This window comes from Streptomyces lateritius (assembly GCF_014649715.1).
GTDB lineage: Bacteria > Actinomycetota > Actinomycetes > Streptomycetales > Streptomycetaceae > Streptomyces > Streptomyces lateritius.
Window position 1 is genome coordinate 59,443 of sequence record NZ_BMTO01000009.1, and the last position, 26,046, is coordinate 85,488.

Here is a 26,046-nt window from a genome sequence, read left to right on the forward strand (position 1 = left end):
GCCGGTACACGGGCCCGTACGGGTCGGGGGAGTGCCTCAGACCAGCGCGCTGCCCGGGAGCTCGACCTTGGCGCCGAGTTCGACGAGCTTCTCCATGAAGTTCTCGTAGCCGCGGTTGATCAGGTCGATGCCGTGGACGCGGGAGGTCCCCTGCGCCGCCAGCGCCGCGATCAGGTACGAGAAGCCGCCGCGCAGGTCCGGGATGACCAGATCGGCGCCCTGGAGCTTCGTCGGTCCCGAGACGACCGCCGAGTGCAGGAAGTTGCGCTGGCCGAAGCGGCAGTCCGAGCCGCCCAGGCACTCGCGGTACAGCTGGATGTGGGCACCCATCTGGTTCAGCGCGGAGGTGAAGCCCAGCCGGGACTCGTACACCGTCTCGTGGACGATGGAGAGGCCCGCGGCCTGGGTCAGGGCCACCACCAGCGGCTGCTGCCAGTCGGTCTGGAACCCGGGGTGCACGTCCGTCTCCAGGGCGATCGCGTTGAGCGACCCGCCCGGGTGCCAGAAGCGGATGCCCTCGTCGTCGATCTCGAAGGCGCCACCCACCTTGCGGTAGGTGTTGAGGAAGGTCATCATCGAGCGCTGCTGGGCGCCCCGGACGTAGATGTTGCCCTCGGTCGCCAGCGCCGCCGACGCCCAGGAGGCCGCCTCCAGGCGGTCCGGGAGCGCCCGGTGGGTGTAGCCGTCGAGCCGGTCGACACCGGTGATCCGGATCGTCCGGTCGGTGTCCATGGAGATGATCGCGCCCATTTTCTGCAGGACGCAGATCAGGTCCTCGATCTCCGGCTCCACGGCCGCGTTCGAGAGCTCGGTGACACCCTCGGCCAGAACGGCCGTGAGCAGCACCTGCTCGGTCGAGCCGACCGAGGGGTACGGCAGCCGGATCTTGGTGCCGCGCAGCCGCTGCGGGGCCTCCAGGTACTGGCCGTCCGCCCGCTTCTCGATCGTCGCGCCGAACTGGCGCAGCACGTCGAAGTGGAAGTCGATCGGCCGGCCGCCGATGTCGCAGCCGCCCAGGCCCGGGATGAAGGCGTGGCCGAGGCGGTGCAGCAGCGGGCCGCAGAAGAGGATCGGAATGCGCGACGAACCCGCGTGGGCGTCGATGTCCGCCACGTTGGCGGACTCGACGTGCGTCGGGTCCAGGACCAGCTCGCCCGGCTCCTCGCCGGGGCGGACCGTCACTCCGTGGAGCTGGAGGAGTCCGCGCACCACGCGGACGTCACGGATGTCGGGCACATTGCGCAGTCGGCTCGGTCCGCTGCCGAGCAGGGCGGCGACCATCGCCTTGGGCACGAGGTTCTTCGCGCCGCGGACGCGGATCTCGCCCTCCAGCGGGGTTCCGCCGTGGACAAGCAGTACATCGTCTGTGCCGGTCATGAATCTCGCGTTCCGGAGAGGTCGGGCAGGGGGCCAGGGAAAAGGGTAAGGGGGGAGAAGCCCTCCGATGTCAGTCCGAGGGGGGCCCGCAGATGTAATGAATTCGGCACAACACCCTCTGTTCATACGATCTTGCGGAGCGTCACCGTCCGCTTCTACCCCCGATCGGCCCGCCCATCCGTGCCCTTCCCTCCTGAACTGCGCCGGTGCGCGGACGAGGCTCACCGCGCCGGACAGCCCCCGCGAAAGCCGAAGATGCGGGATCATGTGTCGCATGACCGAGGTGTCCTCGCTCACAGGACGGCTGCTCGTCGCCACCCCCGCCCTGGCCGACCCCAATTTCGACCGCGCGGTGGTGCTCCTCCTCGACCACGACGACGAGGGCTCGCTCGGCGTTGTCCTCAACCGGCCGACGCCGGTGACGGTGGGCGACATCCTCGCCCCCTGGGCCGACCTCGCCGGCGAACCGGGCGTGGTCTTCCAGGGCGGCCCCGTCTCCCTGGACGCGGCGCTCGGCATCGCGGTGATCCCCGGCGACGAGGGTCCATTGGGGTGGCGGCGCGTGTTCGGCGCGATCGGCCTGGTGGACCTGGAGGCCCCGCCCGAGCTCCTCGGCCCCGCGCTCGGCTCGCTCCGGATCTTCGCCGGGTACGCGGGGTGGGGCCCGGGCCAGCTGGAGACGGAGCTGGGCGAGGGTGCGTGGTACGTCGTCGAGTCCGAACCCGGCGACGTCTCCTCACCCCGCCCGGAGTCCCTCTGGCGCGAGGTCCTGCGCCGCCAGCGCGGCGACCTGGCGATGGTGGCGACGTATCCGGACGACCCGTCGCTCAACTGAGACGCGCGGTGCGGCGCGGGCAGGGGGCGCGCTTCAGTACCCTTGCTACTTATGAGCACTCTCGAGCCCGAGCGCGGGGCAGGAACGGGAACCCTCGTCGAGCCGACGCCGCAGGTGTCCCACGGTGACGGCGACCACGAGCGCTACGCCCATTACGTCCAGAAGGACAAGATCATGGCGAGTGCCCTCGACGGCACTCCCGTGGTGGCACTGTGCGGGAAGGTCTGGGTGCCGGGGCGCGACCCCAAGAAGTACCCGGTCTGCCCGATGTGCAAGGAGATCTACGAGTCCATGGGTCCCGGCGGGGACAAGGACAAGGGCGGCAAGGACAAGAAGTAGGACGTTCCTGCCTCGGGGCGGCCCCCGGTGCGCGTGCTTCGGTACGTGCGCCGGGGGCCGTTTCGCGTTGCACAGGGTGCTTCCGGCGGTCACAGAGTGGTTGAGACCACTTGTCCGGGCGGTGGTCCGGGCCTAACCTCTCGCGTGTTGTGCAGCACGAAACGCCCGTTGCGCATGCTGCAACGAGCGGGCTGCAATGCCGATTGGTGGGAGCCCCCGTATGAAGCTTTCTGCCCGAATCGCCGCCCCGGTCACCGTCCTCGCGCTGGCAGGCCTCACCGCCACCGCCTGCGCCCCGCAGACTTCCGACGGCAAGGCCGCGACGGACGAGAAGAGCGGCACCCTGCGCGTCTGGCTCTTCCAGGAGGTCAACAACGCCCCCAAGAAGCAGGTCGTCGACGCGGCGGTCACCGACTTCGAGCAGCGGAACAAGGGGGCCGAGGTCGAGGTCGAGTACATCCCCGTCGACACCCGCGCCCAGCGCGTCAAGGCCGCCTTCAACGACCCGAAGTCGGCGCCCGACCTCATCGAGTACGGCAACACCGACACCGCCGGCTATGTGAAGGACGGCGGCCTCGCCGACATCACCGCCGAGTTCGGCGCCTGGGCCGACGCCGGGGACACCGACCCCACCGCCAAGTCCTCGGTCACCGTCGACGGCAGGATCTACGGCGCCCCGCTCTTCGTCGGCGTACGCGCCCTGTACTACCGCACCGACGTCTTCAGGGAACTCGGCCTGAGCGCCCCCAAGTCGCAGGACGAGCTGATCTCCACGGCCAAGAAGATCCGCAAGGCCAGGCCCGAGCTGTACGGCATCGCCGTCGGCGGCGCGTACACCTACGGCGCGATGCCGTTCATCTGGGCCAACGGCGGCGAACTCGCGACGGAGGAAGGCGCGTCGTACAAGGCCGCCGTCAACAGCGAGGCCGCCCGCAAGGGCATCGCCTCCTACACCTCGCTCTTCGGCGACGACAACTGCCCCGCCGCCAAGTGCGCGCAGATGGGCGGCAACGCCACCGTCACCGCCTTCGCCTCGGGCAAGGCCGCCATGGCGATCGGCGGTGACTTCAGCCACGCGGCGGTCGAGGCGGGCACGGTGAAGGGAAAGTACGCGGTGGTGCCGCTGCCGGGCGTGACACCGGGCTCGATCGCTCCGGCCTTCGCCGGCGGAAACAACCTGGGTGTGCTGAAGAGCAGTTCGCACCACACGCTCGCCGTCGACCTGATGAAGTCCCTCGCCGGCAAGAAGACGCAGGGTGAACTCTTCGATGCGATGGGCTTTCTGCCGACCTACACCGACGTACGGGCGCAGGCCGCACGGAAGGAGCCCTTCGTGAAGCCGTTCATCGACTCCCTCGACGCCGGCGCCGAGTTCGTCCCCACGTCCCCGGGCTGGGGTCAGATCGACGCCTCGCTCGTGCTGCCGACGATGTTCCAGGAGGTCGTCAGCGGTCGGAAGGACGTGAAGACCGCCTCGGACGACGCCGCGAAGAAGATGGACGCGGCCTTCGCGGCCGCGAGCCGATGACCACGGGCCGACGACGATGACGGCTCCCAACGGTACGAGGCACGGCGGGGCGCCGAGCCGTGGCGCGGCGGGCGGTGGGGCGGCGGGCGGTGGGGCGGGCATCCCGGAAGTCCCCCGCCCCCGCAAGGGGCCCGCCCGGCCGGCCGCCCAGCAGGCGGCGCGGCCCCGCAAGGGCTCCGGGGACTCCGGGCGGCCCCGGGGCGGCTCTCCCTGGACGCCCTGGCTCTATCTCCTCCCCGCGCTCGTCGTCCTCGGCGGGCTCCTGATCTACCCCATCTACCAACTCGGACTCATCTCCTTCCTGGAGTACACCCAGGCCCAGGTCAGCGGCGGTGAGCCCACCACCTTCCAGGGGTTCGGCAACTACACCGCCCTCTTCTCCGACCCCCAGTTCTGGCAGGTCCTCCTCGCCACCGTCCTCTTCGCCGCCGCCTGCGTCGTCACCACCCTGGCCGTGGGCTGCGCGCTCGCGGTCCTGCTGAGCCGCGTACGGGCTCTGCCCCGCCTCGCGCTCATGCTCGCCGCGCTCGGCGCCTGGGCCACCCCCGCCGTCACCGGCTCCACCGTCTGGGTCTTCCTCTTCGACCCGGACCACGGCCCCGTCAACCGGCTGCTCGGTCTTGGCGACTTCTCCTGGACGTACGGCCGCTACAGCGCCTTCGCGCTCGTCCTCTTCGAGGTCGTCTGGTGTTCGTTCCCGTTCGTGATGGTGACGGTGTACGCGGGCATCAAGGCCATCCCGGGCGAGGTCCTGGAGGCCGCCGCCCTCGACGGCGCCTCGCAGTGGCGGATCTGGCGCTCGGTCACGGCGCCGATGCTCCGGCCGATCCTGGTCGTCGTCACGATCCAGTCGATCATCTGGGACTTCAAGGTCTTCACCCAGATCTACGTGATGACGGGCGGCGGCGGCATCGCCGGCCAGAACCTCGTCCTCAACGTGTACGCCTACCAGAAGGCGTTCGCCTCGTCGCAGTACAGCCTGGGCTCGGCCATCGGCGTGGTCATGCTGCTGATCCTGCTGGCGGTCACGCTGGTGTACCTCCGACTGCTGCGCCGCCAGGGAGAAGAACTGTGAACGGGGAACTCAGCCGCGAACCGAGTGGAGAAGGACTGTGAGCGCATTCCGCATCCGGCTGCCCCGCCGACCCGGACGGCTCGCCGCCGAGGCCGGCGCCCTCCTCGTCGCCCTCGTCGTCGCCTTCCCGCTCTACTGGATGGTCCTCTCGGCCTTCAAGCCGGCGGGCGAGGTCCAGTCGGCCCGCCCCCGGCCCTGGACGCTGTCCCCGTCCCTCGACTCCTTCCGCCGGGTCTTCGAGCAGCAGGAGTTCGGCCGGTACTTCCTCAACTCGCTGATCGTGGCGAGCGCGGTCGTCCTCGCCTCCGCGCTGATCGCCTTCCTGGCCGCGACGGCGGTCACCCGGTTCCGGTTCCGCTTCCGGACAACGCTGCTGATCATGTTTTTGGTCGCCCAGATGGTGCCGATCGAGGCCCTGACCATCCCGCTGTTCTTCCTGATGCGGGACTTCGGCCAGCTCAACACGCTGGGCTCGCTGATCCTCCCGCACATCGCCTTCTCCCTCCCGTTCGCCATCTGGATGCTGCGCGGATTCGTGAAGGCGGTCCCGGAGGCGCTGGAGGAGCAGGCCCAGATCGACGGCGCGAGCCGCACCCGGTTCCTGTGGCAGATCCTCTTCCCGCTGGTCTTCCCGGGGCTCGTCGCGACGAGCGTCTTCTCGTTCATCTCGACCTGGAACGACTTCCTCTTCGCGAAGTCCTTCCTCATCAGCGACGTCTCGCAGTCGACCCTCCCCATGGCTCTCCTGGTCTTCTTCAAGCCGGACGAGAACGACTGGGGAGGAATCATGGCGGGGTCCACCGTCATGACGATCCCGGTGCTCGTCTTCTTCGTACTCGTACAGCGCCGTCTGGTCTCGGGACTGGGCGGGGCGGTGAAGGACTGACGCGATGTCCGAGACAGACCTGATTCCCGGCCAGGACCTCATCCCCGCACCCCTGTCGGTCGAGCACCGGGGGAGCGCCCCCGGGTACGTCTCGCTCGACGAGCGGACGACCCTCGACGCCGGCCCCGGCACCGAGTCCACAGCGCGCTGGCTGCGGACCACCCTGGGCGCCGCCACCGGGCTGCCCTTCGCCGACGGTGCCGGGCCGTGCGCGATCCGGCTGCGGATCAGCGAGGAGACGGCGCGCGAGCGCGGCCCCGAGGGGTACCGCCTCTCCGTCGACGACTCGACCGCCGACGGTTCGGTCGGCGGCGGTTCGGTCGGCGGCGCGGCCGTCGTCATCGAGGGCGGCGGTCCCGCCGGAGTCTTCTGGGGCGCCCAGACCCTCCGCCAGCTGCTCGGCCCCGAGGCGTACCGCAGGGCGCCCGTCCGGGAGGAGGCGTGGAGCCTCCCGCCGATCACGATCGAGGACGCCCCCCGCTTCGGCTGGCGGGGCCTCCTGCTGGACGTGGCACGGCACTTCATGCCCAAGGACGACGTCCTGCGCTACCTCGACCTCCTCGCCGCGCACAAGCTCAACGTCTTCCACTTCCACCTCACCGACGACCAGGGCTGGCGCATCGAGATCAAGCGTCACCCGAGGCTCACCGAGGTCGGCGCCTGGCGGGCGCGGACCAAGTGGGGGCACCGGGCGTCGCCGCTGTGGAACGAGACACCGCACGGCGGGTACTACACCCAGGACGACATCCGCGAGATCGTCGCGTACGCCGCCGAGCGGCACATCACCGTCGTCCCCGAGATCGACGTCCCCGGCCACTCGCAGGCCGCCATCGCCGCGTATCCCGAACTCGGCAACACCGACGTCGTCGACACGAGCGCCCTCACGGTCTGGGACACCTGGGGCGTCAACCCGAACGTCCTCGCCCCCACCGACGCGGTCCTCCGCTTCTACGAGGGCGTCTTCGAGGAGGTCCTCGACCTCTTCCCGGCCGCCACCTCGCCGTTCGTCCATGTCGGCGGTGACGAGTGCCCCAAGGACCAGTGGAGGAGGTCCCCTACGGCCCAGGCCCGTATCGAGGAGCTTGGTCTCGCCGACGAGAACGAGTTGCAGTCGTGGTTCGTCCGCCACTTCGACCGCTGGCTCGCCGAGCGCGGACGCCGACTCATCGGCTGGGACGAGATCCTGGAGGGCGGCCTCGCGCCCGGCGCCGCCGTCTCCTCCTGGCGGGGCTACGCGGGCGGGGTCGCCGCCGCCGAGTCCGGACACGACGTCGTCATGTGCCCCGAACAGCACGTCTATCTGGACCACCGTCAGGCACCGGGCGACGACGAGCCGATGCCCATCGGGTACGTACGGACCCTGGAGGACGTCTACCGCTTCGAGCCCGTGCCGCCGTCCCTGCCGCCCGAGGCGGCCACCCGCGTCCTCGGCACCCAGGCCAACGTATGGACCGAGGTGATGGAGAACCGGGCCCGCGTCGACTACCAGGTCTTCCCGCGCCTCGCCGCCTTCGCCGAGGTCGCCTGGTCGGCCCTGCCGGCACCGGCCGAGCGGGACTTCGCCGATTTCGAGCGCCGCGTGACGGTCCACTACCGGCGCCTGGACGCCCTCGGCGTCGACCACCGGCCGCCCACCGGCCCGCGGCCCTGGCAGCGGCGCCCCGGGGTGGCCGGCCGCCCCATCGAGGGGGCGCCCCCGAACGTGTGAGACACCTCGCCCCCCGACGTCACCCAAGAGCGGCAAAACGGAAGTTACCGTCAGGGGTGGGGCGTCCGGGACGGAACCATCCTTCGTGGACCCTCGCGTCGGACGGCTCGGAAGATGTGCCAGAGTTGCCACGTCCGGGCTGTGAGCACGTACGGTACGGCCACACACGCTTGCCGGCGCAGGCGTGACAGCCGGGGACGGTCGGGGACCGCCGGGGACACCGGGAAGGGGCAGCGGGTTGACCACGCACGCACCACAGACGGCGCAGTCCGTGACGCTGCCCGCCTCGCTCGACGAGGCCGTGGCGGCGCTCACCGCCATGCCCGCCGCCGTACCGGTCGCGGGCGGCACCGACCTGATGGCGGCCGTCAACAAGGGCCACCTCCGGCCGGCCGGGCTCGTCGGCCTGGGCCGGATCAACGAGATCCGCGGCTGGCAGTACCAGGACGGCCACGCCCTGCTCGGCGCCGGCCTCACCCACTCCCGGATGGGCCGCCCCGACTTCGCCGCCCTCATCCCCGCCCTCGCCGCGGCCGCCCGCGCGGCCGGACCGCCGCAGATCCGCAACGCCGGCACCCTCGGCGGCAACATCGTCACCGCGGCCCCCACCGGCGACTCGCTGCCCGTCCTGGCCGCCCTGGAAGCCGACCTGGTGGTCATGGGCCCGCTCGGCACCCGCGAGATCCCCATCTCCCACCTGCTGGCGGGCCGCGACCTGCTGGCCCCCGGCGAACTGGTCGCCTTCGTCCGCGTACCCCTGCTGCACGCCCCCCAGGTCTTCCTCAAGGCCACGGGCCGTACGGGCCCGGCCCGCGCCACCGCCTCGGTCGCCGTCGTCCTCGACCCGGCCCGGCGCGGGGTGCGCTGCGCGGTCGGCGCGATCGCCCCGATGCCGCTGCGCCCGCTGGAGGCGGAGCACTGGATCGCCTCGCTGGTGGACTGGGACGCGGAGCGCGGACTGGCCCCGGAGGCGCTGACGGCCTTCGGTGAGTACGTGGCCGCCGCCTGCATCCCGGACCCGCCGGGCGACGAGCAGCTGCCCCCGGCCGTACTGCACCTGCGGCGCACGGTCGCCGCGCTGGCTCGACGGGCACTGGGGAGGGCGCTGTCGTGAGCAACGAACACCACGGCCATGGCCATGAGCACGACCCTGAGCACGGCCAGGGGGGCGGCTGGCAGCCGATCCCGCAGAGCGAGGGGTACGACGGCGACGCCACCGCCTTCGTCCAGCTGCCGCCGGAGTTCATGCTCGACGGCGTCCCGCTGGAGGCGCCCGGCCACGGCTACGTACCACCGATGATCACCCCGCTGACGCCCGTGGTGGCGACGGACCCGGGGGCGACGGGCTCGTGGGTGGTGCAGCTGCCGACGGCGGCGGAGGCGACCGAGCCGCACGACACTGATCCGCACGGGGTGGACCCGCACGCGACGGGTCAGTGGAGCTTCCCGGAGGCCGAGGCGGCCGCCGCGTCGGGGGCGGCCACGGGCCAGTGGGAGATTCCGGTCGTTTCCGATGCGGTGGACTTCCCGGATGAATCGGGCGAGTACACGGCGTCGATGTTGGCGCAGTACGCGAGCAGCGCCCCGGCGACCCTGCCGGGGGGCGCGCCGGCGCCGTGGGCGGTACAGGAGCCGGAGCCCGAGCCGGAGGCGCCTGTCGACGAGCCGGTTTCGGCAGCGGCACCGGATCTCCCACCGGGACCGGAACTCGAAGCGGCACCCGTACCGGAACCGGAACCCGCGGCGGCGCCCGAGCCCCAGCCCGCGCCCGATTCCGTGCCCGCGCCCGCGCCCGAACCGGCGGCCGTGCCCGAACCGGCGGCCGTGCCGGTCTCCACGGGCAACAGCGCGGACAGCGACGAGCACCCGCACACCTCGTACGTCCTGCGGGTGAACGGCGCCGACCGCCCCGTCACCGACTCCTGGATCGGCGAGTCGCTGCTCTACGTCCTGCGCGAGCGGCTCGGTCTGGCCGGCGCCAAGGACGGCTGCTCGCAGGGCGAGTGCGGCGCGTGCAACGTCCAGGTCGACGGCCGGCTGGTCGCCTCCTGCCTCGTGCCCGCGGCGACCGCCGCCGGGAGCGAGGTGCGGACGGTCGAGGGCCTCGCGTCCGACGGTGAGCCGTCGGACGTGCAGCGCGCCCTCGCCCGGTGCGGCGCGGTCCAGTGCGGATTCTGCGTCCCGGGCATGGCCATGACCGTGCACGACCTGCTCGAGGGCAACCACGCCCCGACCGAGCTGGAGGCCCGCCAGGCCCTCTGCGGCAACCTCTGCCGGTGCTCCGGCTACCGCGGTGTGCTCGACGCCGTACGCGAGGTCGTCGCCGAACGAGAGGCGAGCGCGGCGGCGACCGCCGCGGCGAACGAGGCCGCGGACGAGGCCCCCATCCCGCACCAGATCCCCCACCCGCACGACGGAGGCATGGCGTGAGCAGCGACGCGACCACCGCCACCACCGGCGCCGCCGCGGGCGCCCCGGTCCCGGCGCTCGACGGCCCCGCGCAGGAGGCGCCCGCCCACGGCATCGGCGCCTCCCTCTCCCCGGCCGACGCGCGGGCCAAGACCGAGGGCACCTTCCCGTACGCCTCCGACCTGTGGGCCGAGGGGCTGCTGTGGGCGGCGATCCTGCGGTCGCCGCACCCGCACGCCCGGATCCTCTCGATCGACACCACGGCCGCGGCCGAGATGCCCGGCGTACGGGCCGTGGTGACCCATGCCGACGTGCCGGGGGAGCCGGCGTACGGCCGTACCGTCGCCGACCGGCCCGTCTTCGCCTCCGAACTCGTCCGCCACCACGGCGAGTCGATCGCCGCCGTGGCCGCCGACCACCCCGACACGGCCCGTCTCGCGGCGGCGGCCATCGCCGTCGAGTACGAGATCCTCGAACCGGTCACGGACCCCGAGAAGGCATTCGCGGCCGAGCCGCTGCACCCGGACGGGAACCTGATCCGCCACATCCCGCTGCGCTTCGGCGACGAGGGGGCGACGGGCGAGGTCGTCGTCGAGGGGCTGTACCGGATCGGACGCCAGGACCCGGCGCCGATCGGCGCCGAGGCGGGCCTCGCCGTACCGCGCCCCGACGGCGGGGTGGAGATCTACACCGCGTCGACCGACCCGCACACCGACAGGGACCTGGCCGCGGCCTGCTTCGGCCTGCCGCCCGACCAGGTGAAGGTCGTGGTCACGGGCGTGCCGGGCGCGACGGGCGACCGTGAGGACCCCGGCTTTCAGATCCCGCTCGGCCTCCTCGCCCTGCGCACCGGCTGCCCGGTCAAGCTCACCGCCACGCGCGAGGAGTCCTTCCTCGGCCATGCCCACCGCCACCCGACGCTGCTGCGCTACCGCCACCACGCGGACGCGGAGGGCCGCCTGGTGAAGGTGGAGGCGCAGATCCTCCTCGACGCCGGCGCCTACGCCGACGCCTCCTCGGAGTCCCTGGCCGCGGCGGTCTCCTTCGCCTGCGGCCCCTACGTCGTCCCGCACGCCTTCGTCGAGGGCTGGGCGGTCCGTACGAACAACCCGCCGTCCGGCCATGTGCGGGGCGAAGGCGCCATGCAGGTGTGTGCCGCCTACGAGGCGCAGATGGACAAACTCGCCCTGAAACTCGGGCTCGACCCGGCGGAGCTGCGGCTGCGGAACGTCCTGGCGACCGGTGACATCCTGCCGACCGGCCAGACGGTGACGTGCCCCGCGCCCGTCGCCGAACTCCTCGCCGCCGTCCGCGACTTCCCGCTGCCGGCCCTTCCCCTGGACACCCCGGAGGAGGACTGGCTGCTCCCGGGCGGTCCGGAGGGGGCGGGCGAACCGGGCGCGGTGCGCCGGGGCGTCGGCTACGCCCTCGGCATGGTCCACATGCTCGGCGCGGAGGGCGCGGACGAGGTCTCGACGGCGACCGTGAAGGTCCAGGACGGGGTCGCGACGGTCCTCTGCGCGGCGGTGGAGACGGGTTCGGGCTTCTCGACCTTGGCGCGCCAGATCGTCCAGGAGATCCTGGGCCTGGAAGAGGTCCACGTCGCCTCGGTGGACACGGACCAGCCCCCGGCGGGCCCGGCGACGCACGGCCGCCACACGTGGGTGTCGGGCGGGGCGGTGGAACGGGCCGCGAAGATGGTCCGCACCCAGCTTCTCCAGCCGCTGGCCCACAAGTTCGGCATGTCGACGGAGCTGCTGCAGATCACGGACGGCAAGATCACGTCGTACGACGGCATCCTGTCGATGACGGTCGCCGAGGCCATGGACGGCAAGGAACTCTGGGCCACGGCCCAGTGCCGCCCCCACCCGACCGAGCCCCTGGACGACTCGGGCCAGGGCGACGCCTTCGTGGGCCTGGCCTTCTGCGCGGTGCGCGCGGTGGTGGACGTCGACATCGAGCTGGGCTCGGTACGGGTGGTGGAGATGGCCGTCGCCCAGGACGTCGGCCGCATCCTCAACCCGGCCCAGCTGAACGCCCGCATCGAGGCCGGCATCACGCAGGGCGTCGGCGCGGCCCTGACGGAGAACCTCCGCACGGCCCGCGGCCTGATCCGCCACCCCGACCTGACGGGCTACGCACTCCCGACATCCCTGGACGCCCCGGACATTCGCATCGTGAAACTGGTCGAGGAACGCGACGTGGTCGCCCCCTTCGGCGCGAAACCGGCGAGCGCGGTCCCCGTGGTCACAGCCCCGGCGGCAGTCGCGTCAGCAGTACGCGCGGCCACCGGACGCCCCGTCAACCGCCTCCCGATCAGGGCCCAGGCGGCGGTGGGCGTACCCAATTCGTAATCGTGTGATGCGCGTTGCTTCTGCAACCGGGAGGTGCGCGGTGTCACTCCTCCTCGGTACAGTGAACCCCTAGGCTTTGTTAATACGGGGAGGCGTCGATGGCGGAGGCGACGGACGGCGGGTCGAGCGGGGGTACGCCGGGATTCATCCCGCCCATAGTCGGCGGGGTGTTCGGCGTGGCGGCGGCCGCCAAGAAACTGGTCGTCGAACTCGGCGAGATGGACAGCCTCAAGAAGCGGGTGGACAAGCTTCTCGAGGACTTCGGCACGTCACAGGCCGGTCCGGCGAAGATCGGCGACGAGTGGCTGGACAAGGACCGGCTCGGGGGACCCGGCTTCAAGGAGGCGGAGTTCCTCTACGGCTCGTACAACGTTGTCCGGGACCAGCTGGTGAAGTTCTCGAAGGTCCTGGAACTGCAGATGGAGAGCATGAAGCTCGCGATCCATGCCTCGCAGAACGGGTACCAGTCCATCGACGACGACATCCGCGCCCGGATGAAGCGGCTGAACAGCGAGATCGCCGACATCCAGAAGCGGGACGACCAGAGGGCCGGCGCGAAGGGCATGGGCGGCTCGTCCGACCAGCCGCTCCCGCAGGAGAAGTCGTCGGCCGGCGGCGAGAGCGACTACTAGTGCACTTCCAGAAGGAAACGGGGGAAGAGTCGAATGGGTAGCAAGCCGGAGACACCGCAGGCGCAGGAGACGCCGCTCGAAGGCCTGACCAACGAGCAGCTGCTTGCGATGCTGACCCCGCTGCAGAAGGACAGGGCGAGCCTCCTGTCCCAGAAGCTCACGGCGGCGGGCGACGAGATCCTGTCCATTGGCACGGACCTCCGTCTTCGCGCGTCCCTGCTGCGCTGGGACGGCGAGGGCGCGGACGCGTTCGTGGAGTGGACGGGAGCGACGGCTCTCGCCACGATGAAGCTCGGCGAGTACGCCAAGAAGGCCGGCACCTGCCTGAGCGACGTCGCGCAGGCGATCGCCGAGGCGTCGAGTGGCGTGGATGGCCTGGCCAAGTCGAGTGCGGGGGCGCAGAGCAGCTACACGAGCGCCCAGAAGGCCCTCCACGCGGCGAAGCACGACCCCGACGCGGGCAAGGACGCGGCCAAGGACGCCTCGTCGAAGATGGCGGCGGCGGAAGCGACCCGCGAGGCCACGCGCATCGCGGCGCTGATGAAGCTGCGGAGCCTGGGGCAGACGTACACGCACTCGGGGCAGCAGATCAACAAGGAGCCGGTACCGGAGTTTCCGCCTCCGGCGGGGTACTTGGGCAAGAGCTGGGTCGACAGTGGCGGCTACACGAACGTGTCCAGCAGCCCTTCGCGCAGCGGGGTGTCATCGCGTGCTGACGACACCACCGGACGTTCGAGGACGACGGGCAGCAGGGACGAGTCCACCGTGGGCACGGTCGACAACGGCACGGTTCGCCCGGGCGAACCGACCAGGCCGGGCGAACCGACCAGGCCCGGCATTGTCGTTCCCGACCGCCCGGTCGACATGGAGATCGACGGCGTCGCGACCCTGCCCGAGCGGCCGACCGCCCCGACGGCGCCGCCCGCCCCGCTTGCGCCCAGGCCCGACGGCCTTGGCCCGCACACGGGTATCGCGACGCCGTTCCCGCCGACAACCTACCCCGGCGGCACCCAGCAAGGCACTCTGCCGCCGGGGGGGACCGGACGGACGGCGCCCGGCATGCGTGGCATCACCGGGCCTGGTATGCCTCCGGGTGGGACCGCTGCCTCGCGCATGCCGCGTGACACCGGCATCGTCGGCGGCCGCGCGGTCCCGCCGAATTCAGGTCGTCCGACCGGCGGCATTCCGCGTGGCACCGTGATCGGCACCGAGAGTGGCGGCTACGGGCGTGGCATGGCGGGCGGCGGCATGGCCGGCGGGCACGGCGGCATCGGTGGGCAGGGTGGAACCGCAGCCGGCCGGCGTCTGGCCACGGAGACCGGTGGTGTCGTCGGCGGTCGCGCCCAGCACGCGGGACAGGGCGGCGCACGACCGTTCACCCCTGGCGGTTCCGGACTCGTCCGGGGCGGCCAGCCCGGCGTCCGCACCGGAGACGAACGTCGGGACGAGCGGAACGGGGAGCGTCCTGACTACCTGGTCGAGGACGAGGAGACCTGGCAGCCCGGCAGCCGTCGTATCGTCCCCCCGGTCGTCGACTGATCTCATAGGCAAGGACACGGAGAAGCGCATGCGGACCAGCAGTGGACGGGCCATCGGTTCCGGTTCCCTCGTGGCAGCAACCATGGCCCTGACACTGCTGGGCATCGGCGCGACGCCGGCCCACGCGGAGACCGTGCGTGACCGGCAATGGCACTTGGATGCCATGAAGGCCGACGAGATGTGGAAGGTCAGCAAGGGGGAAGGCGTTGTCATTGCCGTCATCGACTCCGGCGTCGACAAGTCCGTTGCCGATCTCCGGGGCCAAGTTCTGCCCGGCAAGGACTACTCGCTTCTGAGCGGTGACGAGAACACCGACATCGACAACCATGGCACCAGCATGGCGGCCCTCATCGCCGGAACGGGGGCCCGAGGAGCTGCCGAGGGCTCGTTCGGCCTGGCGCCCGCCGCGAAGATCCTGCCCATTCGGATTCCGTACAGTCAGGAGCGGTGGTCCCAGAAGAACCGCGTCAAGGAAACCTCTGCGCAGAGCATGGCGAAGGCCATTCGGTATGCGGCTGACTCGAAGGCCAAGATCATCAGCATCTCGGTGGCTGAGAGGAAGGACGGGCCGGAGCTCGCCGAAGCCGTCAAGTACGCCTTGGGCAAGAACAAGCTCATCTTCGCCGGTGTCGGAAACAGTGCCGACGAGGGCAATGGTGTGCTCTACCCCGCAGGAACCCCGGGGGTTGTCGGCGTTGGCGGTCTGAATCGGAAGGCTGCCTGGTGGCCGGAGTCGCAATCGGGTCCACAGGTCGACCTCGCGGCGCCGGCCGAAGGCATCATCAAGGCGTGTTCCGGCGGCACTCAGCTCTGCGATGGTGACGGAACCAGCAACGCCACCGCCCTCGCCTCCGCTTCCGCCGCGCTCATCTGGGCTGAGCACCCCGACTGGACCAACAACCAGGTCCTCCGCGTCATGCTCAACACCGCGGGCAAGCCCAAGAGCGGAGAGAAGCGCACCGATCTCATCGGCTATGGTGCGGTGCGGCCCCGTATCGCCCTGGCGACGCCCGGGGATCCCGGGCCCGCCGATGTCTACCCGCTGCCCGATCTCGCCGCCGCCGAGCCCAAGGCGCCGTCCGCGAGCGCCTCTTCGGGGCCCGCCCCCGCAGAGCAGGGCAAGGGGTCCGAGAGCGACAGGCCGGCCGCGGCGGCCCCCGCCGCGGCGTCCGACAGCAGCAGCGGCACCGGCGTCTGGATCGCGCTCGGCGTAGGTGCCGCGCTGCTCGTCGGTGGAGCGGTGGCAGCGTTGGTCGTCCGCGCCCGTCGCCGCGGTGCCACTTCCGCGCATCAGCCTCCGATGATGCCGCGGTACGCCCCCTCCTACGGCCACCAGCCCCAGCCGGCTCCGTATCAGCAGAACCCCCCGTACGGAACGCCCCCCGGGCCGGGGCAACCCGGCTGAGGCCGCGTCTCTTGGGGGCCGGAGATTGCGTTCGTGAAGTAGTAGTGCGCAGGTCGTGAAGGGGCCGGGGATCCCTGGGTTTTTCAGGAGGCGACCGGCGAGCTCGGCACGGGCGGGCTAGGATCATTCCGTCTTCGTGGGCGAGAAAACTTGCTGAGGCGAAGTAGAGAAGGCCACCACTTCGGGGGAATCATGTCGTTCGACGACGAGTGGGCGTCCGTGCGTACGAAGGCCGAGGTCGATGTGACCATGCGGCTCAACCAGGTGCCGGCCGATCCGGGAGGCGGAAGCGGGAACGCCGACCTCGGTGTCGATCAGGGCAAGCTCGGTGCCATCGGGAGTGCCGCCTACGCACTCCACGGCCGGCTGGCGAAGGACGGGAGCCACGCCCGGACGAACACTTCGGAGGCGGCGACCGGTATGTCCACCAGCGGCTTCCGTACCGGCTCCGCGATGGCGACCGTGCAGGAAACCTGGGGTTCTCAACTCAGCACGCTGCTCGACGCGTGCGCCAACATCTCCAACCATCTGGACTACAGCGCCGCCTCCCACGCCAAGGAAGAAGCGGACATCAAGGCGGCCCTCGCCGCCTCGCAGATCAACGAGTATCTGAAGTAGGGGCGGGGAGCAGGAGCCGTGCTGACCTTTGACAACGTCTACCAGGCGCCTCTCGACAAGATGAAGGCCGCGGCCGACAACTGGTCGGAGATGAAGGGCAAGCTGGAGAAGCTCGCCGAGGACGCCCGTACGACCATGGCCGCCAAGGCCAAGGACGAGTACTGGCGCGGTGTGAACGCCGAGGTGACGAAGCCGTTCGTCGACAAGACGGCGAAGGAGTTCGATGACGCGGCGAAGGCCGCCGGTGGTATCCACCGAATCCTCGAGGACGGCTACAACGCCTTCAAGAAGGCGAAGGACGACCTCAAGAAGATCGTCGACGTCGACGCCCCCGCTCAGCACCTGCTCGTGAAGCCGGACGGCAAGGTCGAGGCGAGGAACCCGCTGTCAGCGATCAAAGACCCTGGCGCGCGGCACGACCCGGACTATCCCGAGCTGGTACGCAAGGAGCGTGCCGCGATCGATGCGATGCAGCGGCGGATCGACTCGATCCTCGAGACCTGTGACGACGCCGACGTGGCCTGCTCCAACGCGCTGAAGGCCAACATCACCGGCGACAAGCACAACTTCAGCGCTCCCAAGTACGGCAGCATCGACGCTGAAGAGGCCCAGCGCGCACTCGACCTGGCCAAGAAGGGCCGAGCCCTCTCCCACGAGGAGCTTGAGCGGCTCAATGAGCTGCTCAAGGACAACAGTTCGTCCAAGGACTTCTCCCGGACGTTCTACAACGGGCTCGGGCCCAAGGGCTCGCTGGAGTTCTTCGGACAGCTCTCCACAGATACGTACGAGTACGGCAAGCTCGACGAGCAGCGCCTCAAGGACGTCCAGGAGCTTCAGAGGAACCTCGGTCTCAACCTTGCCGCCGCCACCCAGGGTGGCGACAAGTGGACGGAGAACTGGTCCGCCGAGATGCGCAAGCTCGGCACCGAGCGCGTCCCGCTGGCCAAGAACGACTACAACGGCCCCTTCGGTTACCAGTTGCTCGGCGGCATCATGCGCAACGGCAACTACGACCCGAAGTTCCTCAACCCGATCGTCGAGCATGTGACGCAGCTGCACGCCAAGGACCCGGACCTATTCGCCGGTAACAAGAGGTTCGGCGGGTGGCAGCCGAATCCCTTCAACCCGTCAGGGGTCAACGGCGCCGGCTACGACCCGATGGTGTCGATGCTGGAGGCCCTCGGTCACAGTCCGGAGGCTGCGAAGCAGTTCTTCTCGGCCGAACCCACCTCGTACAAGGAGGACGGCGCTCCCGGCGGGGACCTCAGCCTCGGCAAGAACAAGGACGGCGAGGACATCACCACCTACCTCGAGTTCTTTGCCAACGAGAAGTACGAGCGCTTCCCGGATGTCGATAGTCACCATCCGGACGAGGTGAAGAAGTCGGCGGACTTCATGCCCGACGCCCTCGGACACGCACTGGAAGCGGCGACCCTCGGTCACGCCTGGGACGATCCGAACCCGAAGTTCGGCCGGGACGAGACGACGGCCAAGATCATGAAGGACGTCGTTGCCACCTACGGCGATGCGGAACTCCTGAAGAAGCACCAGTCCTCGATGGCCGACAGCCTCGGCACCATGGGTGCCGGTTACATTGATGACCTCAACTGGGCTCTGACGAAGAACGATCCGGAGAATGTCTACGCGCCGAAGAGTCTGGACGCGGAGGTGAGAGCGGCACATCCCGAGTTCGGTCGCGAGGCGACGGTCGCGTTCCTGAGTGCCTTGGGGCAGCACCCGGACGCCTACGCGACTGTTTCCACCGCCGAACGCATCTACGCCACCAGCGTATTGGAGGCCCAGGTCGGTTCGGACGGCCAGATCAACGAGGGGCGCGCCAAATCGGCCGTATACACCAGCGGCATGTTGCAGGGCCTGTTGGACCAGGCGCGTGCTGACCAGGTCGAGGCCGAGGGCATGAAGGTCCACGAGGACTACGAGAAAGCCCAGGCGAAGAAATCCGCTTGGATCGGCTTCGGCACCACTGCGGCCATCGCAGCCGGCGTGGCATTTCTGCCAGCGACCGCTGCGGCCGCGGGTGCGGCTGCCGTGCTTGTCCCGCTCGCGGTCGAGACAGGGAGCGGCGCCATGGAGACGTTGGCGGGGCAGGTGATCGGCGACTGGTCCGACAAGTCTGCCGAGAAGCACAAGGACGACATCGAGGGCGGGATCCGGGAGGAGAAGACCTCGCTCTATACGGCGGGCAGGTACAGTGCCGAGGCGCCCATGGAGCGCTTCGTCATGCAGCATCGGAGCCAGGTGGGTGACGACTTCAAGCAGGAACTCATCGAGTCGTCGGACCACGGGTACATCCAGGGGAATTCCCGAGAGAACCAGCAGGGCAATGACCCGCAGACGGATTGACCGCATGACAGGGGCGATGCGTTTCATGCGAAGGGGAGTTAGGTCGGCGTCCGTGGTCCTGGCTTCCTGCGTTCTTCTTGGGGCGTGCGGGGGCGGGGAAGAGGAGCCGAGAGTGACTGCCCAGCACCAGTGCGACGGCACCATCTCGCCGGGCGCGGCCGGTGCGCTCGAGAAGGTATTGAATACCAGGAAGTTCAACCACGCCCCTGGGGGCTGGCTGACCAGGACCACGGAGCAGCTGCAAGCGGATTACGATGCCCGTGCCAGATGGACGCTGAAATTGCACCGATGCAAAGTCCATGCCGACCCGGGTCCCGAGGATCTGGCCATCGACTTCGGTCTGTATGACAACTCCGACCTGGTCGGGAACGGGCGTATCAGCAATATGCACCCGTACGAGATGGGCATCGAAGCTCATGCGGGTTTCATGAAGGCTTATATCTTTGCGGAGTGCGTGAGTCCGCAACTGAAGGGTTCTCAGGAGCGACCCGCCCGAATCAGGGGGACGTTGAACGTGGGAACCCCGGTGCCTTCGGACACCGTCGCCACCCGCGAGGCCAACCTCACCGTGCTTCATTCCGTCGCACTTGCCGTGGTCAAGAAGCTGGGCTGCGAGAACAACGCGGGTCTGCCCGACAAGCCGGTCCTCAAGGCCAAGTCAATTACTCACAGTGCGGGATGAGCCGTTTGTCGTCGGCGGCAGAGGCCCCCGGTCGTCGATCGACCAAATGGAGAAACGCATGTGGAACAGCAGTGGACGGGCCATCGGTTCCGGTTCCCTCGTGGCGGCGACCATGTCCCTGGCACTGCTGGGTCTCGGTGCGACTCCGGCCCATGCGGAGACCGTGCGTGATCGACAGTGGCACCTGGATGTCATGAAGGCCGACGAGATGTGGAAGATCAGCAAGGGCGCGGGCATCACTGTCGCAGTCATCGACTCCGGTGTGGATGACTCCGTGGCGGATCTGCGCGGCCAGGTGCTGCCTGGTAAGGACTATTCGCGCTGGTCCGGTGATGAGAACAAAGACATCGCGGTCCACGGCACCGGGATGGCGGCTCTGATTGCCGCGACGGGCGCACGAGGAGCCGCGCAGGGCTCCTACGGGCTTGCGCCAGGCGTGAAAATCCTTCCCATCCGGATTCCCTACGGCGGGGAACGATGGGAGGTGAACGGCACCGACGAGACGTTCGCGCAAAGTATGGCGAAGGCCATCCGGTTTGCAGCGGACTCGAACGCCAAGATCATCAACATCTCCGTCGGTAACAGCAAGGATGGGCCGGAACTTGCTGAGGCCGTGAAGTACGCGCTGGGCAAGAACAAGCTTATTTTCGCCGCAGTCGGAAACAGCGCAGATGCGGGGAACGAGGTCGAGTATCCGGCAGCGACTCCTGGTGTTGTAGGCATCGGTGGGGTGAGCAAGAAAGCGGCATGGTGGCCGAAGTCGCAAACCGGCCCACAGGTTGACCTGGCCGCTCCGGCGGAGGACATCACCAACGCCTGCACGGGAGGCACGCAGCTGTGTGAAGGCGACGGCACCAGCGCTGCCACCGCCCTCGCTTCGGCCTCCGCTGCTCTGATCTGGGCCAAGCATCCGAACTGGACCAACAACCAGGTCCTCCGCGTCATGCTCAATACGGCTGGTAAGCCTAAGAGCGGAGACGAGCGCACCGACCTCGTCGGATACGGGGCCGTCCGGCCCCGGGTCGCGCTGACCAATCCCGGTGACCCCGGTCCCGCCGGCGCCTACCCACTGCCCGACCTGGCTGCCGCGGAGAAGGCCGCGTCGCCTTCTGCGAGCGCCTCTTCGGTGCCGTCGTCCGCGCCCAGCGAGAAGCCGGCCACGGCCGCTCCCGGGCCCGCCGCGTCGGACAGCGACAACAACTCCGGTCCATGGATCGCTCTGGGGGTCGGCGCCGCCGTGCTGATCGGCGGAGCCGTTGCCGCCGTTGTCCTGCGGGCCCGGCGGCGGAGTGCGATGCCTCCCGTTCCAGGCATGCCTCCCGCCATGCCGCCGTACGCGCCCTACGGGTCCCCCCAGCAGCAGGCGTCCAACCCGTATCCGCGACACAACACCCGGTACGGCCCACCCCCAGGCCCTGGCCAGCCTGGATGATGCAGGCGTGCACCTGACGGCCCCCACCGCTCATTGCCGGCCTGACTTCGTCGCCTGGGCCTACGCCCGGCAGAGCTCCGGAGGCGAGCGGTGCAGGGGTGCCTGCTGCCGCGCTCCCTGTCCCGGAGGCGAGTACGGTCGGGAACGGGCGTATCAGCAATATGCACCCGTACGAGATGGGCATCGAAGCTCATGCGGGTTTCATGAAGGCTTATATCTTTGCGGAGTGCGTGAGTCCGCAACTGAAGGGTTCTCAGGAGCGACCCGCCCGAATCAGGGGGACGTTGAACGTGGGAACCCCGGTGCCTTCGGACACCGTCGCCACCCGCGAGGCCAATCTCACCGTGCTGCATTCCGTCGCACTTGCCGTGGTCAAGAAGCTGGGCTGCGAGAACAACGCGGGTCTGCCCGACAAGCCGGTCCTCAAGGCCAAGTCGTTAGTGGTTGAGCGGCATGAGCTGTCGTCGGCGGCGGAGCTCCCCGGTCGTCGATCGACCGAGTAGCGAAGGACACGGAGAAGCGCATGCGGACCAGCAGTGGACGGGCCATCGGTTCCGGTTCCCTCGTGGCAGCGGGGCGTGGCCATGCCCGTCCCGTCAGAAGACCGGCATGGCCACGACCTTGCCGCGGCTGATGAGGAAGACCCGGTTGCCGGCCCCGGTCATGGTCCAGGGGCCCCGGTCGTCCCGCTCGTAGGTCCAGACGCGTTTGTCGCTCGGCTTGGAGAGGGCGGAGACTCCGAACTCCGGCATGCCCTCGATCACCCAGATGCAGTGACCCTGGATCACGGGAGGGGTCAAGGGTGACCTCGTACCCTTCAGGTCGGCGAACAGCGTAGTGTCCCGCGTCCCGGACGTGGTGAACCGGTAGACGAAGGCGCCGTCGGCCGCGATGACCCCCTCGCCGTCGAGCGCGGGAGGTCCCCAGCCGCCCTCGGTGCCCTCCGGCTTGGTGTAGGCATCCACCGCCCACAGCTGACGTCCCTCCGCGAGGGCCACGGCGGCCAGGGTCCGGCCGCCGAGGTAGACGGTGTCGCCGTCGACCAGAGGTTGCAGGGCGGTCGTGCCCTGGCCGCGGATCTCCCACACCGAGCGGCCTGTCGTGGTGTCCACGACGGAGACGTCGCCGCTCGGCAGTGACAGAACGAGGCGGTTCCGCCCGGCCGCGGCGAGTGGTCCGGTTCCGTCTTCCGTGGTCTTGACGGAGGGGCCGGTCCAGCGCACCTTGCGGCCGGCCGTGTCGACGGCCCGCAGCTTTCCCTTCTTCGTGAGGAAGTAGATGCCACCGGCGTCCGCGGCAAGGAGCAGAGCCACGTCGGCGTCCGCCACCGACCACTTCTCCGCGCTGGTCGACGCCTCGATGAAGAAGAGCCGGCCTGATTCGTCCGCCGCGGCGAAATGGTCCCGGTCGACGGCGAATTGACGCGCACGCGGCGACAGGTGAGGCAGCGTCCACTTCTGCGTTCCGTCGGTGACCTCGAGGGCCGTGAGGCCGCCGTCCCTGGCAGCGAGGATCACCACGTCCCGCAGGACGACCGGGGTCGGTAGCGGGCCACGAGCGGCAGCTTCGACCGGACCCCACAACGGCTTCGGCCTGATTCCCTCGTTCTCCGCCTTGAGCAGGGCGGCGTCCGGAGCGTCCCCGGCCGGCGGCAGCGCGTTCGCGGCGCGTTCCGTGAGCCACCAGGCGGACCCGCCGCCACCGGCCGTGAGTACGGCGCCTCCGAGACCCCAGGCGAGGAACCGGCGCCGGGCGGGCAGGCGCTCGACCGAGCTTTCGGCCGAGGCCGTCTGCCGGTGGACCGCCGACTCCCGCCGTTTGATCTCCTGGAACACGGGCCCCTGACGCCACAGCGTCCGGGCGCTCTTGGGCGTGGAGAAGACGCGGGCGATCTGGCCCGGTGACGGGCGGAGGGCCGGCTCCTTCGCGAGGCAGGGCGCCACGAGTGCCGCCAGCTGCGGAGAGAGCGAGCCGAGATCGGGCTGGGCATGGACGACGGCGTACTGTACGGCCGCGACATGCGGCCCTGTGAACGTGCGCCGCCCGGTCGCCGCGAACACCAGAACGGCGCCGAGCGAGAACACGTCCGCGGCACCCGTCACACGCTGGCCGAGCACCTGTTCCGGCGCGCCGTATCCGGGCGTGACAGGGATCTGGCCCGTCGTCGTCAGCGTCAGCCCGTGCTCGGGGCGGGCGATGCCGAAGTCGATGACGCGGGGCCCGTCCGAGGTCAGGACGATGTTGGCCGGTTTGATGTCGCGGTGGACGAGCCCCGCCGAGTGAATCGCTTCCAGAGCCTCGGCGAGCGACGAGGCCAGTGCGCGAACGGCCAGGTCGTCGAGGGCCCCGTGCGCGGCGACGGCCTCCTCCAGCGTGGGGCCGGCCAGGAACTCGGTCGCGATCCAGGGCCTGCCACCCTCCATCTGCGCTGCCAGAACGCGGGCGACCCCCTTGCCCGTCACCGCCTGCGCGGTGTGGGCCTCGCGGACGAAGCGCTGGGCCAGGTGCTGGTCGTGCGCGAGTTCGGGGCGGAGCACCTTCACCGCCGCGGGGCGGCCGCTCTTGTCTGTCGCGAGGTAGACCTTGCCCATGCCGCCTTCGCCCAGTACACCGATGATGCGGTACGGGCCGAGCCGCAGCGGATCGCCGACACCGAGGGGGTTCATGGGTGGGTCACGTCCTGTCTGTACGGGTCACTGGAGGGGAAGGGCGATCAGGAAGTCCTCGCCCACGGCGAAGATCCGGCCGTCCCGCTCCTGCGCGACGAGCCGGCTGACGTCGGTCTGGAAGACCCAGCTGCTGCGGTGGGTCTTGAGGTCGACGGCGCTGAGCCCCGACGCGATCTTTGTGTAGACATACCGTTCGCCCACGACCGGGGGCACGCGCTCGAGCGTCTGCTCGTTGGCCTGCGCACCGGTGCCCTGCTCGCGCCAGCGGATCTTCCCGTCGGACGCACCGATGGCGGCGACGCCCAGCCGGCCGAGGGCGTAGACGACACTGTCCCGGACCGTCATGGCACCGAAGGCCTCGCGCTCGCCGACGGCGAGCGACCAGGCGCGGCTCCCGTCGGAGAGCCGGTGGGCCACGAGGGACTCGCTCGCGACGTACACGTGGTCGTCGTCCATGCAGGGCCGGCTGCCGATCCCGCCGCCGAGTCCGTTCGGAAACGTTCGCGACCAGCGCGTGACGCCGGTCCGGGCGTCGCGCACGGCCACGCGGGAGGTGGATTCCTCGCTGCCGGTCTCGTAGGTGACGAGCCGGCCGCCGCGTACGGCGGCGGCAGCCACGTACGGTGTGTCCCTCTCCGGGTTGACGACCTCCAGCCGCCACACCTCCCTGCCCGTGGCGACGTCGACAGCGAGCAGGTACGACTTCTGCGGCGAGGCGAGCGTCCCGCCGCCGCCCGCCAGATACACGACTCCGTCCGCGGCGCAGAGCAACTGCGTGGAGTACCTGTTGGCGTTGAGATCCTTGATCCGCGCGAACGCCGGCCGGAGGTCGCCGTTGTCCAGGTCGACGGTATGGATGCCGAAGTCCTTGTACGCGTCCTGCCGCTGCTGCGGCACGACGTAGACCTGCTTCCCGTCCGTGGTGACGGCCGCCGCGGACGTCTCCACCGTGCAGAACCACGCGCTGTCACCGGTCGCCTGGTCCTGGGCGGCGATCCCTGTGCCGGCCACCATGGCCACGGCACCCTGGATGACGAGGGGAAGGCCGCGCTCGTCCGGGTCGCCGACGGCCATGTCCCGGCTCCACAGCGATGCCGGTGCGTCGCCGAGCAGGGGAGCGGAGGGCAGCTTCTCCTCCTCTGCCGCCTTCCGACTCTGCCACAGCCATGTGCCGCCCCCCGCCGCGAGCAGCGCGCCGCCGCCGAGCGCCAGAAAGGAGCGTCGCGAGAGCGGGCGGGAGGACGAGCGGCGAGAGCCGGCCGGCACCGTCTGGGCGTACGGGTCGTCCGCGGGGGCGGGGAGGCGGTGGGGGTGGGGGAGCCAGACGGTGGTGGCGCGGTGGGCGATGTCGGTGAGGAGGAGGGGTGGGAGGTGGTCCGCGAAGTCGCCCCGGCCGTCGTGGAGGCCGGTCGTCAGGGCGGTCGTCGTGGGGCGGGCCGCGGGGTCCTTGGAGAGGCAGGCCGTCAGGAGAGGGACCAGGGACGGGGGGAGGCCGGTGAGGTCGGGGTCCGCGTAGCGGACGCGGTAGAGGAGGTCCGCCGGGGCGCCCGTACCGAAGGGGCCGTGGCCCGTCGCCGCGAAGACCAGGACGCCGGCCAGGGCGAAGACGTCGCCGGCGGGGGTGTGCTCCTGGCCGCCGGCCTGTTCCGGGGACATGAACGCGGGAGTGCCCGCCGCCGCTCCCGTGCGCGTCAGGTGGTCGTCGCCGGCCGCACGGGCGATGCCGAAGTCGATGATCTTCGGGCCGTACGCGGTGACCAGGACGTTCGAGGGCTTCAGATCGCGGTGCACCACGTCCGAGGAGTGCAGCTGGGCCAGCCCGCCGGCCAGCGCCGCGCCCAGGGCGCGGACCGTGGGTTCGGGGAGCGGGCCGGCCAGGGCGACCGCGTCGTCGAGCGGCGGGCCGAGGACGTACTCCGTGGCCAGCCACGGGGTCTCGGCCAGGGGGTAGGCGTCGACGACGGCCGCGCCGTGCCGGGCGCCGATGATCCGGGCGGCGTCCGTCTCCAGGCGGAAGCGGGTACGGAACGCGGGGTCGGCCGCCAGCCGCGCGTGCACCGTCTTCAGCGCGACCGTACGGCCGCCGGGCGAGCGGGCCAGGTAGACCGTGCCCATGCCGCCGGAGCCCAGACGGGCGAGGAGGCGGTACGTGGCGATCGCGGCGGGATCGTCGTGGGTGAGCGGTGACAGCATC

Annotated in this window: 20 protein-coding genes; 17 read left to right on the forward strand and 3 right to left on the reverse strand. The window is 70.2% G+C overall.

The features are described from left to right. Positions 1-36: 36 nt before the first annotated feature. A complete protein-coding gene (gene murA / locus IE136_RS19440; RefSeq protein WP_158987783.1) occupies positions 37-1,377 on the reverse strand; it encodes a UDP-N-acetylglucosamine 1-carboxyvinyltransferase in 1,341 nt (446 codons plus the stop codon). A 274-nt stretch (positions 1,378-1,651) separates the two neighbouring features. On the opposite strand from murA, the gene IE136_RS19445 reads away from it, so the two are divergent. From IE136_RS19445 to IE136_RS19525, 17 genes are all read left to right on the forward strand, one after another. Beyond that, positions 1,652-2,212 (forward strand): YqgE/AlgH family protein, encoded by a 561-nt coding sequence (locus tag IE136_RS19445; RefSeq protein ID WP_162467830.1) that lies wholly within the window; start codon positions 1,652-1,654, stop codon positions 2,210-2,212. A gap of 51 nt (positions 2,213-2,263) precedes the next feature. Next, positions 2,264-2,551 carry a DUF3039 domain-containing protein gene (locus IE136_RS19450; protein WP_158987779.1) on the forward strand — a complete coding sequence of 96 codons (288 nt, stop codon included), beginning with the start codon at positions 2,264-2,266 and terminating at the stop codon, positions 2,549-2,551. Positions 2,552-2,771: 220 nt separating this feature from the next. Next, entirely contained in the window at positions 2,772-4,079 is a 1,308-nt protein-coding gene (locus IE136_RS19455; protein ID WP_189600958.1) for an extracellular solute-binding protein, read from the forward strand. Between the two features lie 16 nt (positions 4,080-4,095). Further along, positions 4,096-5,154, forward strand: a complete 1,059-nt coding sequence (locus IE136_RS19460; protein ID WP_229818966.1) for a carbohydrate ABC transporter permease — start codon at positions 4,096-4,098, stop codon at positions 5,152-5,154. 37 nt (positions 5,155-5,191) lie between these two features. Next, a complete protein-coding gene (locus tag IE136_RS19465) occupies positions 5,192-6,040 on the forward strand; it encodes a carbohydrate ABC transporter permease (protein WP_158987775.1) in 849 nt (282 codons plus the stop codon). Positions 6,041-6,044: 4 nt separating this feature from the next. Then, positions 6,045-7,748, forward strand: coding sequence for a beta-N-acetylhexosaminidase (locus IE136_RS19470; RefSeq protein ID WP_158987773.1), 1,704 nt, complete (start codon positions 6,045-6,047; stop codon positions 7,746-7,748). A 238-nt stretch (positions 7,749-7,986) separates the two neighbouring features. Next, on the forward strand, positions 7,987-8,862 hold the full coding sequence (locus IE136_RS19475; protein ID WP_158987771.1) for an FAD binding domain-containing protein: 876 nt from the start codon (positions 7,987-7,989) through the stop codon (positions 8,860-8,862). After that, on the forward strand, positions 8,859-10,178 hold the full coding sequence (locus IE136_RS19480; RefSeq protein WP_229818967.1) for a (2Fe-2S)-binding protein: 1,320 nt from the start codon (positions 8,859-8,861) through the stop codon (positions 10,176-10,178). Before IE136_RS19475 ends, IE136_RS19480 begins: the two co-directional genes overlap by 4 nt. Next, positions 10,175-12,511, forward strand: a complete 2,337-nt coding sequence (locus IE136_RS19485; RefSeq protein WP_189600959.1) for a xanthine dehydrogenase family protein molybdopterin-binding subunit — start codon at positions 10,175-10,177, stop codon at positions 12,509-12,511. The genes IE136_RS19480 and IE136_RS19485 overlap by 4 nt, the downstream gene beginning before the upstream one ends. A gap of 98 nt (positions 12,512-12,609) precedes the next feature. Beyond that, on the forward strand, positions 12,610-13,143 hold the full coding sequence (locus tag IE136_RS19490; protein ID WP_189600960.1) for a DUF2563 family protein: 534 nt from the start codon (positions 12,610-12,612) through the stop codon (positions 13,141-13,143). Positions 13,144-13,176: 33 nt separating this feature from the next. After that, positions 13,177-14,682 (forward strand): hypothetical protein, encoded by a 1,506-nt coding sequence (locus tag IE136_RS19495; RefSeq protein ID WP_158987765.1) that lies wholly within the window; start codon positions 13,177-13,179, stop codon positions 14,680-14,682. Between the two features lie 28 nt (positions 14,683-14,710). Continuing rightward, on the forward strand, positions 14,711-16,087 hold the full coding sequence (gene mycP / locus IE136_RS19500) for a type VII secretion-associated serine protease mycosin (protein ID WP_189600961.1): 1,377 nt from the start codon (positions 14,711-14,713) through the stop codon (positions 16,085-16,087). Positions 16,088-16,279: 192 nt separating this feature from the next. Beyond that, complete coding sequence (locus IE136_RS19505) at positions 16,280-16,705, forward strand: hypothetical protein (RefSeq protein ID WP_158987761.1); 426 nt, start codon at positions 16,280-16,282, stop codon at positions 16,703-16,705. An 18-nt stretch (positions 16,706-16,723) separates the two neighbouring features. After that, on the forward strand, positions 16,724-19,069 hold the full coding sequence (locus IE136_RS19510) for a DUF6571 family protein (RefSeq protein ID WP_158987759.1): 2,346 nt from the start codon (positions 16,724-16,726) through the stop codon (positions 19,067-19,069). A gap of 112 nt (positions 19,070-19,181) precedes the next feature. Beyond that, entirely contained in the window at positions 19,182-19,751 is a 570-nt protein-coding gene (locus IE136_RS19515) for a hypothetical protein (RefSeq protein WP_158987757.1), read from the forward strand. Between the two features lie 46 nt (positions 19,752-19,797). Next, positions 19,798-21,183, forward strand: a complete 1,386-nt coding sequence (mycP, locus tag IE136_RS19520) for a type VII secretion-associated serine protease mycosin (protein ID WP_229818968.1) — start codon at positions 19,798-19,800, stop codon at positions 21,181-21,183. A gap of 176 nt (positions 21,184-21,359) precedes the next feature. Next, positions 21,360-21,686 (forward strand): hypothetical protein, encoded by a 327-nt coding sequence (locus IE136_RS19525; protein WP_158987755.1) that lies wholly within the window; start codon positions 21,360-21,362, stop codon positions 21,684-21,686. Between the two features lie 93 nt (positions 21,687-21,779). On the opposite strand, the gene IE136_RS19530 is transcribed toward IE136_RS19525, so the two are convergent. Together IE136_RS19530 and IE136_RS19535 are read right to left on the reverse strand one after the other, a co-directional pair. Next, positions 21,780-23,849: a serine/threonine-protein kinase gene (locus IE136_RS19530; RefSeq protein ID WP_189600962.1), complete on the reverse strand. Its 2,070-nt coding sequence runs from the start codon at positions 23,847-23,849 to the stop codon at positions 21,780-21,782. 27 nt (positions 23,850-23,876) lie between these two features. After that, positions 23,877-26,045 (reverse strand): serine/threonine-protein kinase, encoded by a 2,169-nt coding sequence (locus IE136_RS19535; protein WP_189600963.1) that lies wholly within the window; start codon positions 26,043-26,045, stop codon positions 23,877-23,879. Position 26,046: the final 1 nt, after the last annotated feature.

Coding starts and splice junctions, on each gene's coding strand:
- IE136_RS19490 (WP_189600960.1), top strand. CDS start 12,610: ATGGCGGAGGCGACGGACGGCGGGTCGAGCGGGGGTACGCCGGGATTC.
- IE136_RS19525 (WP_158987755.1), top strand. CDS start 21,360: ATGGGCATCGAAGCTCATGCGGGTTTCATGAAGGCTTATATCTTTGCG.
- IE136_RS19495 (WP_158987765.1), top strand. CDS start 13,177: ATGGGTAGCAAGCCGGAGACACCGCAGGCGCAGGAGACGCCGCTCGAA.
- IE136_RS19530 (WP_189600962.1), bottom strand. CDS start 23,849: ATGAACCCCCTCGGTGTCGGCGATCCGCTGCGGCTCGGCCCGTACCGC.
- mycP (WP_229818968.1), top strand. CDS start 19,798: ATGGAGAAACGCATGTGGAACAGCAGTGGACGGGCCATCGGTTCCGGT.
- mycP (WP_189600961.1), top strand. CDS start 14,711: ATGCGGACCAGCAGTGGACGGGCCATCGGTTCCGGTTCCCTCGTGGCA.
- murA (WP_158987783.1), bottom strand. CDS start 1,377: ATGACCGGCACAGACGATGTACTGCTTGTCCACGGCGGAACCCCGCTG.
- IE136_RS19505 (WP_158987761.1), top strand. CDS start 16,280: ATGTCGTTCGACGACGAGTGGGCGTCCGTGCGTACGAAGGCCGAGGTC.
- IE136_RS19445 (WP_162467830.1), top strand. CDS start 1,652: ATGACCGAGGTGTCCTCGCTCACAGGACGGCTGCTCGTCGCCACCCCC.
- IE136_RS19535 (WP_189600963.1), bottom strand. CDS start 26,045: ATGCTGTCACCGCTCACCCACGACGATCCCGCCGCGATCGCCACGTAC.
- IE136_RS19455 (WP_189600958.1), top strand. CDS start 2,772: ATGAAGCTTTCTGCCCGAATCGCCGCCCCGGTCACCGTCCTCGCGCTG.
- IE136_RS19450 (WP_158987779.1), top strand. CDS start 2,264: ATGAGCACTCTCGAGCCCGAGCGCGGGGCAGGAACGGGAACCCTCGTC.
- IE136_RS19470 (WP_158987773.1), top strand. CDS start 6,045: ATGTCCGAGACAGACCTGATTCCCGGCCAGGACCTCATCCCCGCACCC.
- IE136_RS19460 (WP_229818966.1), top strand. CDS start 4,096: ATGACGGCTCCCAACGGTACGAGGCACGGCGGGGCGCCGAGCCGTGGC.